The 15,459-nt window shown below is 41.6% G+C and carries 16 protein-coding genes; 13 read left to right on the top strand and 3 right to left on the bottom strand.

Annotation, left to right across the window (positions count from 1 at the left end; genetic code table 11):
* The first annotated feature begins 4 nt into the window (after nucleotides 1-4).
* The 12 genes from EW142_RS13805 (at nucleotide 5) to EW142_RS13750 (ending at nucleotide 12,797) form a co-directional block, all read left to right on the top strand.
* Nucleotides 5-880 carry a tetratricopeptide repeat protein gene (locus EW142_RS13805; protein ID WP_240740220.1) on the top strand — a complete coding sequence of 292 codons (876 nt, stop codon included), beginning with the start codon at nucleotides 5-7 and terminating at the stop codon, nucleotides 878-880.
* Nucleotides 880-2,658, top strand: coding sequence for a BatD family protein (locus EW142_RS13800; protein ID WP_130614790.1), 1,779 nt, complete (start codon nucleotides 880-882; stop codon nucleotides 2,656-2,658). Before EW142_RS13805 ends, EW142_RS13800 begins: the two co-directional genes overlap by 1 nt.
* Complete coding sequence (locus tag EW142_RS13795) at nucleotides 2,655-3,419, top strand: tetratricopeptide repeat protein (protein ID WP_130614788.1); 765 nt, start codon at nucleotides 2,655-2,657, stop codon at nucleotides 3,417-3,419. The genes EW142_RS13800 and EW142_RS13795 overlap by 4 nt, the downstream gene beginning before the upstream one ends.
* Nucleotides 3,420-3,445: 26 nt before the next feature.
* Nucleotides 3,446-3,784: a hypothetical protein gene (locus EW142_RS13790; RefSeq protein ID WP_130614786.1), complete on the top strand. Its 339-nt coding sequence runs from the start codon at nucleotides 3,446-3,448 to the stop codon at nucleotides 3,782-3,784.
* 72 nt (nucleotides 3,785-3,856) lie between these two features.
* On the top strand, nucleotides 3,857-5,464 hold the full coding sequence (locus tag EW142_RS13785; protein ID WP_130614784.1) for a SulP family inorganic anion transporter: 1,608 nt from the start codon (nucleotides 3,857-3,859) through the stop codon (nucleotides 5,462-5,464).
* Nucleotides 5,448-6,074 (top strand): carbonic anhydrase family protein, encoded by a 627-nt coding sequence (locus EW142_RS13780; protein WP_130614782.1) that lies wholly within the window; start codon nucleotides 5,448-5,450, stop codon nucleotides 6,072-6,074. The genes EW142_RS13785 and EW142_RS13780 overlap by 17 nt, the downstream gene beginning before the upstream one ends.
* Before the next feature lie 116 nt (nucleotides 6,075-6,190).
* Nucleotides 6,191-8,050 (top strand): SulP family inorganic anion transporter, encoded by a 1,860-nt coding sequence (locus EW142_RS13775; protein WP_130614780.1) that lies wholly within the window; start codon nucleotides 6,191-6,193, stop codon nucleotides 8,048-8,050.
* A 13-nt stretch (nucleotides 8,051-8,063) separates the two neighbouring features.
* The gene (locus tag EW142_RS13770) at nucleotides 8,064-8,777 is read left to right on the top strand and encodes a ceramidase (RefSeq protein WP_240740219.1); all 714 of its coding nucleotides are present in this window, start codon (nucleotides 8,064-8,066) and stop codon (nucleotides 8,775-8,777) included.
* A complete protein-coding gene (pheS, locus tag EW142_RS13765; protein WP_130614777.1) occupies nucleotides 8,770-9,789 on the top strand; it encodes a phenylalanine--tRNA ligase subunit alpha in 1,020 nt (339 codons plus the stop codon). Before EW142_RS13770 ends, pheS begins: the two co-directional genes overlap by 8 nt.
* A 9-nt stretch (nucleotides 9,790-9,798) precedes the next feature.
* Nucleotides 9,799-10,278: a GyrI-like domain-containing protein gene (locus EW142_RS13760; protein WP_130614775.1), complete on the top strand. Its 480-nt coding sequence runs from the start codon at nucleotides 9,799-9,801 to the stop codon at nucleotides 10,276-10,278.
* A 187-nt stretch (nucleotides 10,279-10,465) separates the two neighbouring features.
* Entirely contained in the window at nucleotides 10,466-11,659 is a 1,194-nt protein-coding gene (locus tag EW142_RS13755) for a pyridoxal phosphate-dependent aminotransferase (RefSeq protein WP_130614773.1), read from the top strand.
* A gap of 7 nt (nucleotides 11,660-11,666) precedes the next feature.
* The gene (locus EW142_RS13750; RefSeq protein WP_130614772.1) at nucleotides 11,667-12,797 is read left to right on the top strand and encodes an AEC family transporter; all 1,131 of its coding nucleotides are present in this window, start codon (nucleotides 11,667-11,669) and stop codon (nucleotides 12,795-12,797) included.
* Nucleotides 12,798-12,807: 10 nt separating this feature from the next.
* Here the strand turns inward: EW142_RS13750 and EW142_RS13745 are convergent, their stop codons facing one another.
* The gene (locus EW142_RS13745) at nucleotides 12,808-13,308 is read right to left on the bottom strand and encodes a YciI family protein (RefSeq protein WP_130614770.1); all 501 of its coding nucleotides are present in this window, start codon (nucleotides 13,306-13,308) and stop codon (nucleotides 12,808-12,810) included.
* Nucleotides 13,299-13,775: a CYTH domain-containing protein gene (locus EW142_RS13740; RefSeq protein ID WP_130614768.1), complete on the bottom strand. Its 477-nt coding sequence runs from the start codon at nucleotides 13,773-13,775 to the stop codon at nucleotides 13,299-13,301. Before EW142_RS13740 ends, EW142_RS13745 begins: the two co-directional genes overlap by 10 nt.
* A gap of 28 nt (nucleotides 13,776-13,803) precedes the next feature.
* Here EW142_RS13740 and dinB point away from each other — a divergent pair, with 28 nt between their 5' ends.
* Nucleotides 13,804-14,904 (top strand): DNA polymerase IV, encoded by a 1,101-nt coding sequence (dinB, locus tag EW142_RS13735; RefSeq protein WP_130614766.1) that lies wholly within the window; start codon nucleotides 13,804-13,806, stop codon nucleotides 14,902-14,904.
* A gap of 10 nt (nucleotides 14,905-14,914) precedes the next feature.
* On the opposite strand, the gene EW142_RS13730 is transcribed toward dinB, so the two are convergent.
* Nucleotides 14,915-15,346, bottom strand: a complete 432-nt coding sequence (locus EW142_RS13730; protein WP_417935793.1) for a COG2426 family protein — start codon at nucleotides 15,344-15,346, stop codon at nucleotides 14,915-14,917.
* Between the last annotated feature and the right edge of the window lie 113 nt (nucleotides 15,347-15,459).

Genomic DNA, 15,459 nt, shown 5'->3' with positions numbered 1-15,459 from the left:
GACGATGAGATTAGTATTTGTTTTAATATTCCTGATCGCCATCCCCGGTGCTGCTCAAGACACCGAGGAATTCAACAAGAAGGCACAAAAAGCCCTAAGGGCTTCCACCAACCTTACCCATGAGGCCAATGAAGAATTGACCGCGAATGATTTCACTTCGGCAGAAACCGATTATCGCCGGGCCATTTCGAAAAGCAAAAAAAATGCTGCTGCTCCATTTAACCTAGGGAATGCCTATTATAACAGGGAAAGCTATGGGGAGGCGTTCGGACGCTATAAACAAGCGGGGGAAGTGGCTTCAACAAAAGGGGGCAAGCACAAGTCGTTTCATAACATGGGCAATGTCTTCATGAAAAACAAAGAATACCAAAAGGCTGTAGAGGCTTACAAGGAAGCCTTAAGAAACAATCCGGATGATGATGAGACCAGATACAACTTAGCTTTGGCCAAAAAGATGTTGGAAAAGGAGCAAGAAGAGCAGAAAAACGATCAAAACGAGGATAACAAGGACCAACAAGACCAGCAGGACCAAAAAGATAAAAACCAAGACCAGAATAACGAGGGGGATAATAATAAGGACAACGAAGGGGAACAAGATCAAGACGAAAACAAAGATGAGGGCGATGAGGGAGATAATGGAGAAAATAAGCCCGAAGAGAATCAAAAAGGGGACGGGGATGAGAAAAAAGAGCAAGAGAAGAAGCCCAATGAAGGAGACCAGCCTGAGGAACAAAAGCAGCAACCAAGACCCAATCAACTGTCCAAACAGCAAATTCAGAATTTGCTAGAGGCAATGCAAAACGAAGAGAAAAAGGTCCAAGAAAAGATGGAAGCCCGCAAGGTGAGAGGCAAAAAAATAAAAAACGAGAAAGATTGGTGATGTTGAGGTATTTTGGGAGTTTTTGGAGTTTGGTATGCGGAGTTTTTCTGTTGACCCTGCCACTTCATGCCCAAGATGAAGTAACCTTTGAGCTTAAGCTCAGTAAAGAAAAGTTGGGCATAAACGAACGATTGAAAGTTGAGTTTTCCATGAACAAAGATGGAGACAACTTTACCCCTCCTCCTTTCGAAGGATTTAAAGTAGTTATGGGGCCCTCGCAATCTATAAGTTCATCATGGATAAACGGTAAGCGGAGCTTTTCCAAGACCTATTCCTATATTTTAGTACCAACGGCCCGTGGCAAATTCACCATAAAACAAGCAACTATAGAAATTGAGGGACAGGTCTACAAGACCTTGCCTAAATCAGTGGTAGTTACAGCGGCGGTCGATAAACCCAACGATGAAAAATCGGTAGATGACATTGCGGACGAAAGTCTCCATTTGGTAGCGGAGGTTTCCAAAGGAAGCCCATACTTAAATGAAGCGGTAACCGTAATTTACAAACTGTATGTGAGCCCGAACATCAGTGTTACCAATTATAGACCCTTGGACAATCCCAAATACAACAACTTTTGGAGTCAAGACATTCCGGTAACAAAACACACTGCACAAAATGGAACTTTTAAGGGCAAACCGTATCGCTATGTTGTTCTTAAAAGGGTTGTTCTTTATCCGCAAAAGGCGGGGCAACTTGAAATTGAACCACTCTCCCTAGAAATTTTTGTGGACGTTCCCACCAATCGAAGGGACTTCTTTGGAGGGAGAATTTATACCCAAACCAGTAAAACGGTTTCGGCCGGGAAAAGAACGATTAATGTGAAATCCCTTCCCGAGGCAGGTAAACCGGCCAATTTTGGTGGTGCTGTAGGCGAGTTTACCTTTTCAGTTTCCACAAGCAAAAACCAATTGAATGCTTCTGAATCCCTTCAGGCGATGGTTGAGGTTTCAGGAAAGGGAAATTTAAAATTATTTCAATTACCAGAACTTGAATTGCCAAGTTCCCTGGAAGTGTATGAACCGGAGTACAATGAAAACGTACGTACCAATATTAATGGAATGGATGGCAAAGTGACGGATAATTACACCATTGTTCCATCCTTCCGTGGTAAATACCCTATTCCTAGTATTACTTTTAGTTACTTTAATCCGAAAACATCAAGATACGTTACCTTGGACTCTGACGAAATCAATATTGAGGTGCTTGAAGGTCCCGAAAGTACCGAAAGCACAAGTTCGATTTCATCGGTGAACAAACAATTGGTAGTTCCGACCGGAAAACAATTTCATTTCATAAAACTGAAACCCAATCTAACGAATATCGGTTCGCAAACTTTTTTCGGTTCCAACCGCTTTTACTTACTTCTTTTTGCTCCGTTACTTTTGATTCCCATCGCTGTTTTTTCTTTTAAGAAAAGAGAGGCCTTGGCAAGCGATATTGAAGGAAACAAAATAAAAAGAGCAAATAAACTCGCGAAGAAATACCTCTTTACTGCACGAAAAGAATTGGGAAACAAGGACGCCTTTTATGTAGCCTTGGAAAAGGGACTCCACAATTATTTGAAAGCCAAGCTGAAGATTGAAACCGCAGAATTCAGTAAAGAAAAAATCACTTCCATATTGGAAGAAAAGCAAGTGAATGGTGCCGACATAACAGGCTTTATCGCTCTTTTGCAAAATTGTGAAATGGCTAGATACAGCCCTTTTTCTGATGTGGAAATGCAACAAGATTATGCCAAAGCGAGTGAGGTAATCTCAAATCTGGATAAGCAACTATGAGAATAAGCGCTGTAGCTCTGTTATTAGTTCTTTCCATTGCTTCAATGGGGTATTCCCAAAATTCCAAGCTCTTTTCGGAGGCCACGGAATTTTACAATAAAGGGGAGTACTCAAAAGCCATTGAAAACTACGAACAGATCATTGCCAATGGGCAACATTCTGCTGAACTTTACTTCAATTTGGGTAATTGCCACTATAAATTAAATGCCATTGGTCCCAGCATTTATTATTACGAAAAGGCATTGCTATTAAAGCCTGGTGACGGCGAAATCCTGAGTAATCTAAAATATGCACAAAATATGCGTTTGGATGCTGTGGAGGAAATGCCTAGATCGGTGCTTACCAAACTATATGATTCTTTGGTAAATGCCCTGTCCCATGACCAATGGGCCTATTTGGCGATAATATTGATGATGCTTTTTGTGCTCTTCTACCTAGCTTATTATTTTCTGCGTCCGGCAGGTAAAAAACGGATGGCATTCATCACGAGTATCTTGGCACTGTTTCTCGGGCTTACCGCAACTGTTATGGCCTACTTGCAATATCAAGCGGTAAAAAACGACAATCCTGCCATAGTCTTTAGCAAGGAAGTCAGGATTACCTCAGAGCCCAACACCAATAGCGAGGCAGTTTTTATTCTTCATGAAGGCACTAAAGTCAGCATTTTGGATGGCTTGGACGACTGGAGAAAGATAAGAATAGCAGACGGTCAAACCGGTTGGCTTAAAATTGAAAATATCAAGCCCCTTAAGGATTTTTAAAAAATATTTAACAAAAATTGATAGCTATGCTGTTATTTTTGTTCAAAGTCCTCAAAGTGGTCAGAACGATAGCATTTCCCTTTATTGCCTTTATGCTAACATTCTCAATAATGGCACCTTCCCTATTGCCTTTGTTGCATAAAGACTGTGAAGTCGCTTTTTTGGTTGACACGGGTGAAGAGGAAAAGAAAAGTGAGAAAGAGTCGGAAAAAAAAGCTGATGAAAAGAACCTTTTCTTAAACAATTCTGGTTTTTCCCAAACTCCAATTTCTTTCCATATAGCTTCTGGCTATATAGAACATTCAATCTTCGATTCTGATTTTATTGGCGACATACTTCTTCCTCCTCCAAGACAAATGGCATAGCATAATTTAGTTAATTCATTTTGTCAATGTCTTTGCCATTCTTTTCTGGCAAGACGAAAAAAATTCATTCTTATGTTCAAGTATATTAAAAATGACTTGCCTGCAAGTATTGTTGTCTTTTTTGTAGCACTGCCCCTATGTTTAGGTATCGCGCTGGCAAGTGGTGCACCACTATTCTCCGGACTCATCGCTGGAATAGTGGGTGGTATTTTGGTTGGGGTATTAAGTGGTTCACAGATTGGAGTAAGTGGACCGGCTGCGGGTTTGGCGGCTATCGTATTAACGGCCATAGGCACTCTTGGAAGCTTCGAAAATTTTTTGGTCGCTGTAGTGCTCGGAGGTCTCATACAGATTTTGTTCAGTATTTTGAAGGCCGGTGTTATCGCTTACTACTTCCCTTCGTCTGTTATCAAGGGTATGCTTACCGGAATAGGTATCATTATCATATTAAAACAGATTCCACATTTCTTTGGTTATGATGAAGCTCCTGGGGGAGACTTTTCATTTTTTCAAGTTGATGGAGAAAATACTTTCAGCGGAATTTTCTCCGCTCTCCGTTCCATTAGTCCGGGAGCAACATTGATTGCCGTAATCGGATTGGGAGTCCTGATATTGTGGGAAAAGGTTCTCAGCAAAAAATCAAAAGTGTTTAAACTAATACAAGGCCCACTGGTTGCCGTTATTTTGGGCATACTCTATTTTGCTGTGACACAGGGAAACGAAACCTGGTCTATTTCAATAGATCACCTAGTCAAGGTTCCTGTTCCCGAAAGTATTTCTGCGATGGGCAGCCTATTGAGTTTTCCGAACTTTTCAGTAATTGGAAACCCAGAAATTTGGATTACCGCATTCACAATTGCATTGGTTGCCAGTTTGGAGACCCTGCTTTGTGTTGAGGCCACCGATAAACTGGATCCCTACAAAAGAACAACACCCACCAATAAAGAATTGTTTGCCCAAGGTGTTGGAAACACCGTTTCTGGGTTCTTGGGAGGTCTTCCCGTTACGCAGGTAATTGTACGAAGTTCCGCCAATATCCAGTCTGGTGGTCGAACCAAAGCATCGGCCATTATCCACGGGTTTTTCCTGCTGGTCTCGGTACTTCTTATTCCAAGATTGCTCAACATGATCCCCTTGTCGGTTTTGGCTGCTGTACTCTTTGTGGTTGGCTATAAATTGGCAAAACCACGCTTGTTCAAAACCATGTACAATCTTGGTTGGAAACAATTTATTCCATTCGTAGTAACTGTTTTAGGGATTGTTTTTACCGATCTTCTTGTAGGAATTGGACTTGGTTTGGGCGTCGGTATCGTGGTCATCCTAATTAAGAGTTATCAAAACTCACATTTCTTGCATATCGAGGACAAAAGTAACGGTGCGCATAAAATTAAAATGACCTTGGCCGAGGAAGTAACCTTTTTTAATAAGGGGGCCATTCTGAAAGAACTTGATAGTCTTCCGGAAAATTCGCAACTTGAACTGGACGTCCGCAACACCCGTTATTTGGATAATGATATCGTTGAAATTCTTGAAGACTTTTCTGAAAAGGCCAGAAACAAGCATATTGATATCAAATTGATTTCTGAAAGGGGTATTGTTGAGAATCCAGAAAGTTATATCCAATTTTTCAAACTAGACAAAAACAACAATAACAAAACAACAAATGACGACACAGACTAAGGAAAGCCAGGCGGCTTTGAACCCAAATATGGCGTGGGATCTTCTGAAAGAAGGTAACCAGCGCTTTGTTGAACAAAAACAACAGAAAAGGGACCTTCTTCAACAGGTATCCGAAACATCAACTGGGCAGTATCCCTTCGCAACTATCTTAAGCTGTATTGACTCCCGGGTTTCTGCAGAATTGATTTTTGACCAAGGAGTTGGAGATATTTTTAGTGCCAGGGTAGCGGGCAATATCGTAAATGAGGATATTTTAGGTAGTATCGAATTCGCATGCAAATTAGCTGGCACAAAGATTATTGTTGTTTTGGGCCACACCAGTTGTGGTGCTGTAAAAGGTGCTTGTGACGACGCTAAGATGGGAAATCTAACCGAGCTGCTTAGTAAGATCAAACCAGCTGTGGAAGCCATTACAGAACCTTCCGAGGCAAGCGAACGCACCTCGAAGAATACCCCTTTTGTAAATGCTGTTGCTGAAAAAAATGTACATCTAACCATAGAAAATATGCGAAAGAAGAGCCCTGTTCTAAAGGAAATGGAACAAAACGGCGAAATTTTGATTGTTGGGGGCATGTATGATATTTCGAATGGAAAGGTTTCTTATTTATAGCTGAACTGTTCATAGTAATTAATCATGGAAAGGCCATTGTTTAACATTTCAACGGCCTTTTTTAGTTTGTTAAATTCACTATCTTACCTGTTTTACTGGGAAACAGCTTGTAACCTATGCTGAAGCATTTTAAAGGAGACCTATTTGGGGGGATCACCGCAGGAATCGTAGCCTTACCTCTGGCTCTTGCATTTGGGGTAAGTTCGGGTTTGGGACCCAGTGCTGGATTGTACGGCGCTATTTTCATCAGTTTTTTTGCCGCCCTTTTTGGCGGTACCAATACTCAAATTTCTGGTCCAACCGCTCCAATGACTGCGGTAAGCATGGTCGTGATTGCGGGAATAGTCGCCGTCAACGATGGGGATGTTCAAAAGGCCCTACCAGCAATCCTTACCATTTTTCTTTTGGCCGGTGTGATGCAAATCGGTTTAGGATTGATAGGTTTAGGGAAATATATCAAGTATATCCCCTATCCTGTTGTCTCTGGGTTTATGACCGCCATCGGCGTAATCATTCTGGTGACCCAAATTCTTCCTGCAGTAGGCTATTACCCAAAAGAAGATAAAGAGTATGTAAAACAATATATGGCTGCTGCGGAGGAAGAGATATTGGAAAATATATTGAAAGAGGAGGCAGGGGAAGGCATTTTGGTTCTTGAGGACTTTGAGGAAACCATAAACAGAGCTGGAAAAATTACCCAGGCCGATATGGAAAAAGAGGCCCAAAGTTTGGCTGCAAAGGATGCCTCTGGCGTTTTGGGAACAATAAAAGTTTTGCCCAGGGCATTGTCCAATATCAACTGGCTCGAATTGGCCCTGGCCATTGCCACCATAATTATCATTTATGGCTTTAAACGAATTACCACGGCTATTCCCAGTACCTTGATTGCGCTTATTCTGGTTTCTGGGGCGGCCTACGGCTTCGGTTTGAAGTATATTCCCATAGAAGAAATTCCCACCGGATTGCCAATTCCCAATCTTGGGATTTTTACGAAGTTTTCGATAGCCTCCATCTCCCCACACATTTTTACCGCACTAACTTTGGCATTATTGGGTGCCATAGATTCGTTGCTTACCTCTGTTGTGGCCGACAATATGACCCAAACCAAGCACAAGCCGAACAAAGAATTGGTAGGGCAGGGCATCGGAAATAGTATAGCGGCCTTTTTTGGAGGAATTCCTGGGGCCGGTGCTACCATTCGCACCGTTGTAAACATCAACTCTGGAGGTAAAACCAGACTATCTGGAATGATAGCCGGTGTTTTACTTCTGATTATTCTCTTGGCCCTTGGTCCCGTAGCTTCTCAAATTCCTGCAGCAGTTTTGGCCGGTATTCTTGTGACTGTTGGTATTGGGGTCATGGATTATAAAGGACTCAAAGCCATTCCTTATTTGCCCAAAGATATCTCCATTGGTCTCCTGAAACTGAGCTCCGAGGTCATCATTATGCTGACGGTCATGGTTTTATCCTCCATTTGGAATTTGGTCTATGCTGTCGGAATCGGACTTGTTTTTGCCTCGTTGATGTTCATGAAAAAAATGGGGGACTTGACTGCAAAACGGTCGGATGTCATCCCACTGAATAAGGAAAAAGCTTGGGCTGATGAAAAGGATTTTCCAAAAAACCTGGCTGAGGAGGTCTTTATTAAGCACCTTAAAGGACCCTTGTTTTTTGGGTCAACGAGTGAATTTCAACAACTCGCTGAGCAAATTCCAAATACCGCATCAGCGGTAATTATCCGAATGGGGCGGATGGAATACATGGATCAATCGGGTCTATATGCTATGGAGGACGTATTGCAAGACCTGAAAAACAAGGATATGGATGTTCTCTTAGTCGATATTCTTGATCAACCCAGATATATGATGGAGAGAATTGATATTGTTCCCGACCTCATCCCTGAAGAACATATTTTTGGGGATTTCAAAAGTTGTATGGCTTGGGTAATGGTCAATGTGGAAGACAAATATCCTTAATAATCCACTTCTGTTGGCATCTTATCTTTTCATCTCGTTAACAAGTAATTTTCCCAATGATTCTGGCCCTATTTATAGGGAGACTCTTGCTGGAGGACTGATTGCCGAACCCTATAACACCTTTAGCAATCTTGTTTTCCTTTTCATTGTGATTTACTGGGGATATCGCATCTTTAAAAATCCAAAACAACATCTTTTTCTTACTTGGGTAATCCCCGTTATCGCCATAAGTTATGTGGGAGGTACCATCTATCACGCAACAAGAAGCCATGAATTTTGGTTGCTTTTGGATTGGGTCCCGATTATGCTGCTTTGTGGCGCATTGGTGATTTACTTTGTCTTTAAAATTGTTGCAAAGTGGTGGCAGCGCATTTTGTTCGTGATAGTCATACTTGGACTTTCATTTGTGGTACGTATGTCACCAATGCCCGAATCCATGAAGATTTCCATAGGATACATTGTAACAGCTACAACCGTATTATTGCCCATAATGCTGTATTTGGTCAAAACCAAATTCTCAAATTACCAAAGTATCCTAATGGTATTTCTGATTTTTGGCTTGGCCGTATACTTCAGAAGTATCGATTTAACACAAGAGATTTTTCCAATGGGCACCCATTGGTTATGGCATTTTTTTGGAGGTGTGGCTGTTCATGGTCTGATAGGCTATATTTTCAGAGACAATTTGCTAACTTTGTCTGCTGCAAAGCAATCTGCCAATGATTGATACCATCAAGGAACATTTAGAAGAGGTTAAAAAGTTTTCCTCAACCTCAAAAGAGGATATTGAAGCATTCCGAATCAAGTATTTGGGAAAAAAAGGGCTTTTGAATTCCTTTTTTGCTGAATTCAAGAATGTTCCAAACGGTCAGAAAAAGGAGTTTGGTCAAGTCATCAATCAACTGAAGACCTCAGCGACCGAGAAGGTAAACACCTTAAAGGAAGCTCTGGAAAACCAAGCAGAAACCCAAGGCGAATACGGAGATCTTACGCGGCCCGGCGAACCTATTGAAATTGGTTCAAGACACCCTATTTCCATAGTGAAAAATCGAATCATCGACATATTTTCACGTATCGGGTTCAATGTTTCCGAGGGTCCGGAAATAGAAGACGATTGGCATAATTTTACTGCACTAAACTTGCCAGAATATCACCCGGCGAGGGACATGCAGGATACGTTCTTCATTCAAACGGACCCCGATATTTTGCTAAGGACCCACACGTCTTCAGTTCAAGTACGGTATATGGAGAACAATCAACCTCCTATTCGCACAATTTCACCGGGAAGAGTTTATCGAAATGAGGCCATTTCAGCACGCTCCCATTGCTTTTTCCATCAAGTGGAAGGCCTTTATGTAGATAAGAATGTCTCTTTTGCCGATTTGAAGCAGACCTTGCAATATTTCACAACTGAAATGTTCGGAAAATCAAAAATTCGATTGAGACCTTCCTATTTCCCGTTTACAGAACCGAGTGCCGAAGTTGATGTCTATTGGGGCCTGGAAACAGAAACCGATTACCGAATGACAAAGGGCACAGGCTGGCTTGAAATTATGGGTTGTGGCATGGTAGACCCCAATGTATTACAAAATTGCGGCATTGACCCGGAAGTGTATTCGGGATTTGCCTTTGGAATGGGTATAGACCGTATTGCACTGTTATTGCACCAAATTCCAGACATTCGCTTGTTAAGCGAAAACGACCTCCGTTTTTTGAAACAGTTTAAAAGTTCACTTTAGTCATCCATTTTGCATCCTGAAATCAAACGTTCTGAGGAAAAGAAACTTTTGGGAATCAACCTTTCCATGAGCATAGTGCATAATCGCACACAAGAATTATGGAAAACTTTTATGCCCAGGGTTAGTGAAATCAATACTAGGGCAAACAATGATTTTATCTCCCTTCAGGAGTATGACCCAGACTATTTTGACCATTTCAATCCCGAAACTTCTTTTGTCAAATGGGCAGCTGTAGAAGTTGATGATTTTGAACAAATCCCAAAAGGAATGGAAACCCATATTGTTGTGCCCGGTAATTATGCTGTTTTCCATTACAAAGGACTAAGCTCCGACAAAAGCATATTTCAATACATCTATGGAGAATGGGTGCCCAAGTCAAGATATGTGCTGGATAACCGGCCGCATTTTGAGGTTTTGGGTCAAAACTACCGTAATAATGACCCAACTTCTGAAGAAGAAATTTGGATTCCAATAAAGCAAAAGCTCTAGAATGGACATTTGCCCCCTCTGATTCTGGCACCCTATGCTTTGTTTAAACTTTCATTAAACCTTTTTTTTGGGCCTTATTTTTAGGGAATTCCCATTTTGACCCTTTCATTTTTATTTGTTTTCCATTGGATTGTTTTTCTTAACCTCTTAATTTAGAGGTGATTGCTAACTCAAAAAACTGCTACCCATGGCCAAAAGACAATTGAACCGAAGAGACTGGTTAAAAACAAGTATGCTCACCGCAGGTGGAATTCTAAGCACACCCTATTTGGGCTTTGCAGAAAACTGGAAGGCGCCATTGCAATTGGATGCGCAAGGCAACGCTATGTACAGCCCATTTTTTAAGGAATATCTTCTTGACGACTTAAGGGAATTTCCCATCCTCTCTGCAAAGCTGAATGCCAATGAAAACCCTTATGGTCCTTCTCCAAAAGCACTTGAAGCTTTTACCGCGGCGGCTCCCAAAGGAAATCGCTATGCCTGGAAAGAACTCTTTCAGTTGGTAAACAAAATTGCAGAATTTGAAGGGGTTCAAGATAAAAATATCATGATGGGCCCCGGTTCTTCCGATCTTTTGGAAAAAACAGCCATGGTATTATTTATGAACGGCGGGAATGTGGTATCAGCCGATCCGGCCTATATGTCACTCATTCGTGTTGCCGAATCTGTAGGAGCAACCTGGAAACCAGTGCCTTTGAAGAAAGATTGGTCGCATGATCTCAAAGCCATGGAAGCCGCAGTGGACGCCAACACCAAACTCGTTTACATTTGCAATCCCAATAATCCCACTGGAACGATAACCGATCATAAAGAGCTTCTGGATTTCTGTTCCCGTGTCTCTGAAAAGGTTCCAGTATTTATTGATGAAGCCTATTTGGCATTCATGGGAGAAGGCCTAAAAAAGAGCATGGTTTCACTTATCAGTGAAGGCAAAAACGTAATTATTGCGCGAACTTTTTCCAAAATACATGGTATGGCAGGGCTTCGAGTGGGCTATATTGTCGGACAAGAAGAAACCTTGGGTAAGCTTAAAAAAATAACCCGTGGAGGTATGGGTATTACCTATCCTTCAGTCTTTGCGGCAATGGCCGCAATGGATGACGTCGAATTTTTAGATAAATCAAGAGTGCTGAACGCTGAATGCAAAAAGTTTGTCTACAACAGTCTTGAAAGCATGGGCTTCGAATATGTTCCTTCCGAAACCAGTTTTGTCATTTTTCCTATTGAAATGGAGGGGAAAGAGTTCTTACAAAAGATGACCCATTTAAAAGTCGGCGTTAGAGCCTTTCAGTTTATGGATAAAAACTGGTGCCGAGTAAGTATGGGAACCATGGAGGAAATGAAACTATTCGCTGACGCCACCGCCAAGGTCTTAATCTAAACCGCCCATGGATTCTGGTCTTCAGAAAACCATCGTCTTTTTGTGCTTCATTCTAATTGGCGTTTTGCTCAAGGCGAAGTTCACATCGAAGGACGAACTTAATGGCATAAAGAAAATCATTCTTAATTTGGCACTGCCTGCCACAATTTTTATCGCCCTTTTGGGCATTAAAATTGAATGGAATCTTTTGTTTCTGCCTGTTATGGCTCTGGGACTGAATCTTTTTTTGTTTTTATTGGCACCTCTCCTCCTTCCTTTGGTAGGAATTGCCAAAAATTCCCCTGAGCATAAAACAGCGCGTCTTTTGATCCCCTCCTTGGCACCTGGACTGTCCTGCTTTCCTTTCGTATTGGAATTTTTGGGCGACACTGCTTTGGCCAAAGTTGCCATGGCCGATTTGGGCAACAAAGTGTTTGTATTGATTTTTCTCTATCTGGTGGCGATGAACTGGCATTTCCAAAATTCCACATTTACCAAAAGAAAGGGAAACCATAATTTGATCTCGCTTCTTAAAGTGCTTATTTCAGAACCCGTCAATCTGTTTATCGGGGCTGCATTGCTTCTACTGGCTTTTGGAATCACCATGGATTCCCTGCCTTTATTTTTAAACAACGTGCTTCATAAACTCAGTCTTATTATGACGCCTTTGGTGTTGCTTTTTATCGGCCTGGGTCTTAAAATAAGAAGAAAACAGTTTTTCCAGGTCTTTTCATTACTCACCTTACGGGCCGGGGCTGTGGTGTTGCTATGTGCCCTTGTAGTTTCACTGACAGGACTGACAGTTTCAGGTGAAATATTGCTTTTGTTAGCTTTTGCCCTCAGCTCTTGCAGTTTTTGGCCTTATGCGCATATTTCATCTGTGGAATCTCTTGAAATAGACAACCAGAGCGCCAAAAGAACCTTCAATAGTGATTTTGCCCTGACTGTTTTGGCGCTTTCCTTCCCGTTATCGACCATCTTGATATTGGGTGTGCTCAATACGGGCACTTTGTTCGTATCCGTATATAACGTATTGGGCTTTGGGAGTGCTTTAGTAGGGTTAGGATTGATTTATCCCATCACAACGACTTTTCAAAAAAGAGTACTGCATAAAATCTCAGGTCCTGATATGAAGAGTGCGGCAACGAAGCATATTTAGGGTAATATTCTCATCTAAGTGGAAACCCTTTGGCAGCCCACCAAGGATGCACTTCAATGACCAATCTGCCCGCCTTGACCATGGGGTCTAAGTTCGCCAAACTATCCGCCTCCTGTAAGGTTGCTACCTTGTAAATGGTAATTCCCCTTATATCGCCATTGTCGCCAAAAGGGCCTGAAATGTCTGCGAAGCCTTCGTCGTACATTCGCTTCAAATGTGTTAGGTGCATCACTTGCAGACTATCCAATTCTGCTTTGGACTGTTCTCTATTAGGACCATTTTTAAGAAAGGCCATAAAGTACTGTTGCATCAGAATTGTATCCTTGGTTTCTTCATCGACAAAATCAAAAGTCTGATAGCCCTTTTTGCCCAATTCAGCTTTAACTTGTGCAATGCTTTTCTCAACTGAATTTTCGTTCTCTACGGGCTTAGTAGTCTCAGCTTGTTTTTGCTGTTGACATGAGAAAAATAAGAAGCATAATACGACGAAAGCTCGATTTGCTATTGCCATTGCTTATATGGTTTTTTGGTTAATTGTGCGTTGTAATACTGAACCTCTCCTGTTACCTCGTCGCCTAACCAATCAGGTTTTTTAAACACCTCATCTTCATGTTTCAGCTCAATTTCGGCTACAATCAAGCCTTTGTTCTCCGCTAGAAACTCATCCACCTCAAAAAGGTGTCCTTCAAAAGGGATTTCATACCGAATTTTCTCTAGAATGAATCCCTCACATAAATCTATCAAATTGGTTGCCTCATGCAAACCAATCCCTGTTTCCCATTCAAACCGTGTTGTACCAGATTCATTGCTTTCTCCCTTTACAGTCACAGAACCCTTTTCTCCATGTATTCGAACCCGAACAGTTCGTTTCGGGTCTGTATTCAGAAATCCCTGGACAATTCGGGTTTTGGTTATGGCTTCATTTTTATAAGCTTCCGATTTGACCAAAAATTTGCGTTCAATCTCTAGGTGTTCCATCCTTTTAAATATAGCTATAAATTTGGGTATGGATTTCGATTTTCCTTTACGAAAAATCATTCACGTGGATATGGATGCTTTCTATGCCTCCGTGGAGCAACATGACCATCCTGAACTAAAGGGGAAACCTGTAGCCGTTGGAGGCGGTTCAAAGCGAGGTGTAGTTTCCGCAGCCAGTTACGAAGCCAGAAAATTCGGAGTACGAAGCGCTATGGCTGGATACATTGCCAAGCGCAATTGCCCTGAATTGATCTTCGTAAAACCCCGTTTTGACCGATACAAGGAAGTGTCACAACAGATTAGAGCCATTTTTTTTGAGTATACCGATCTGGTTGAGCCCCTGTCTTTGGATGAGGCCTACTTGGATGTAACCGAAAATAAAAAAGGGAACCCATCGGCTACCCTTATCGCAAAGGAAATTAGGGCAAAAATTTTAGACCGTACGGGCTTAACCGCATCAGCCGGAATATCCATTAACAAGTTCATCGCCAAGGTGGCCAGTGACATCAACAAGCCGAATGGTCAGAAAACAATCAATCCGGAAGAGGTCATTTCCTTTTTAGAGGATTTGGACATAAGAAAGTTTTATGGCGTGGGCAAGGTCACTGCGGAGAAAATGTATAAACTGGGCATTTTTACGGGAAAGGATTTAAAGGAAAAATCAATGGAATTCCTTGATCAACATTTCGGAAAAAGTGGAAGATACTACTACCATGTTGTAAGGGGTGTCCATACCAGTGAAGTGAAGCCGCATCGCATTCCAAAATCGGTCGGAGCGGAACGTACCTTTTCAGAAAACTTGAGCAGCGAAATCTTTATGCTCGAAAAACTTGAAAATATTGCAGTCGAATTGGAGAGACGGCTACTTAAATCGAAAATTTCAGGAAAGACCATCACCTTAAAGATAAAATACAGTGATTTTACCTTGCAAACCCGCAGTAAGACTCTTCCTTATTTCATTTCAAAAAAGGAGCTCATCCTGGAAACCGCCAAAGAATTACTCTATCAATCTGCACTTAAGGATTCTGTTCGGCTACTCGGCATTTCATTGGCCAATTTGAATACAGAGAAGAAAAAAGAGGTTGAGCCCAAAGAGGAGATTTCCGTGCAACTTCGGTTTGATTTCTAAGCCCAAGTTGTTAAACTCCGTTGGTGGAGAACACAGTAATCAGCCAAACTACTAGTGAGGAGAAGAAAATACCTATGGCATTGGCAAAAAAAGCCTGCTTTCTTTCAATCTTAAAAAGATAGGAGGCAATGCTACCAGCATAAACACCTGTTCCCGGCAATGGGACCATCACAAAAAGGACCAAACCCAAAAAGCCAAATTTTTCAATCTTACCCCCAGACCCGGTTTTTGCCCTTCGGGCCACATACACCGCAGATTTTTTGTAAAATCGCCATTTGGTGAGATAGCGGTTGATGTGCTCCAGAAAGAACATCATCAATGGAAAGACCATGATATTGGCCAAAAAACAAACAATAAAGACCAAATAACTATTGAGCCCTTTCATGATGCCGTAGGGTATTCCCAACTTAGCTTCACCAAAAGGAGACAGACTCCATAGCATGGCCATTATTAAATCTAGTATCACAGCATTTTTTGAATTGCAAAATTACTGCCGAAAACAATGGAAATTACCATTCAAAACACTAAAAATTGATTAAAATTTCCCTAGCGTAT

This window comes from Flagellimonas allohymeniacidonis, assembly GCF_004296335.1.
GTDB lineage: Bacteria > Bacteroidota > Bacteroidia > Flavobacteriales > Flavobacteriaceae > Flagellimonas > Flagellimonas allohymeniacidonis.
Note: the sequence above shows the minus strand (reverse complement) of the source record. Positions and strands in the feature narration are given on the sequence as shown.

What these genes read in the sequence shown, in the direction of transcription:
- EW142_RS13805 (WP_240740220.1), top strand. Translation starts at nt 5, where the DNA reads ATGAGATTAGTATTTGTTTTAATATTCCTGATCGCCATCCCCGGTGCT.
- EW142_RS13800 (WP_130614790.1), top strand. Translation starts at nt 880, where the DNA reads ATGTTGAGGTATTTTGGGAGTTTTTGGAGTTTGGTATGCGGAGTTTTT.
- EW142_RS13795 (WP_130614788.1), top strand. Translation starts at nt 2,655, where the DNA reads ATGAGAATAAGCGCTGTAGCTCTGTTATTAGTTCTTTCCATTGCTTCA.
- EW142_RS13790 (WP_130614786.1), top strand. Translation starts at nt 3,446, where the DNA reads ATGCTGTTATTTTTGTTCAAAGTCCTCAAAGTGGTCAGAACGATAGCA.
- EW142_RS13785 (WP_130614784.1), top strand. Translation starts at nt 3,857, where the DNA reads ATGTTCAAGTATATTAAAAATGACTTGCCTGCAAGTATTGTTGTCTTT.
- EW142_RS13780 (WP_130614782.1), top strand. Translation starts at nt 5,448, where the DNA reads ATGACGACACAGACTAAGGAAAGCCAGGCGGCTTTGAACCCAAATATG.
- EW142_RS13775 (WP_130614780.1), top strand. Translation starts at nt 6,191, where the DNA reads ATGCTGAAGCATTTTAAAGGAGACCTATTTGGGGGGATCACCGCAGGA.
- pheS (WP_130614777.1), top strand. Translation starts at nt 8,770, where the DNA reads ATGATTGATACCATCAAGGAACATTTAGAAGAGGTTAAAAAGTTTTCC.
- EW142_RS13755 (WP_130614773.1), top strand. Translation starts at nt 10,466, where the DNA reads ATGGCCAAAAGACAATTGAACCGAAGAGACTGGTTAAAAACAAGTATG.
- EW142_RS13750 (WP_130614772.1), top strand. Translation starts at nt 11,667, where the DNA reads ATGGATTCTGGTCTTCAGAAAACCATCGTCTTTTTGTGCTTCATTCTA.
- EW142_RS13745 (WP_130614770.1), bottom strand. Translation starts at nt 13,308, where the DNA reads ATGGCAATAGCAAATCGAGCTTTCGTCGTATTATGCTTCTTATTTTTC.
- EW142_RS13740 (WP_130614768.1), bottom strand. Translation starts at nt 13,775, where the DNA reads ATGGAACACCTAGAGATTGAACGCAAATTTTTGGTCAAATCGGAAGCT.
- dinB (WP_130614766.1), top strand. Translation starts at nt 13,804, where the DNA reads ATGGATTTCGATTTTCCTTTACGAAAAATCATTCACGTGGATATGGAT.
- EW142_RS13730 (WP_417935793.1), bottom strand. Translation starts at nt 15,346, where the DNA reads ATGCTATGGAGTCTGTCTCCTTTTGGTGAAGCTAAGTTGGGAATACCC.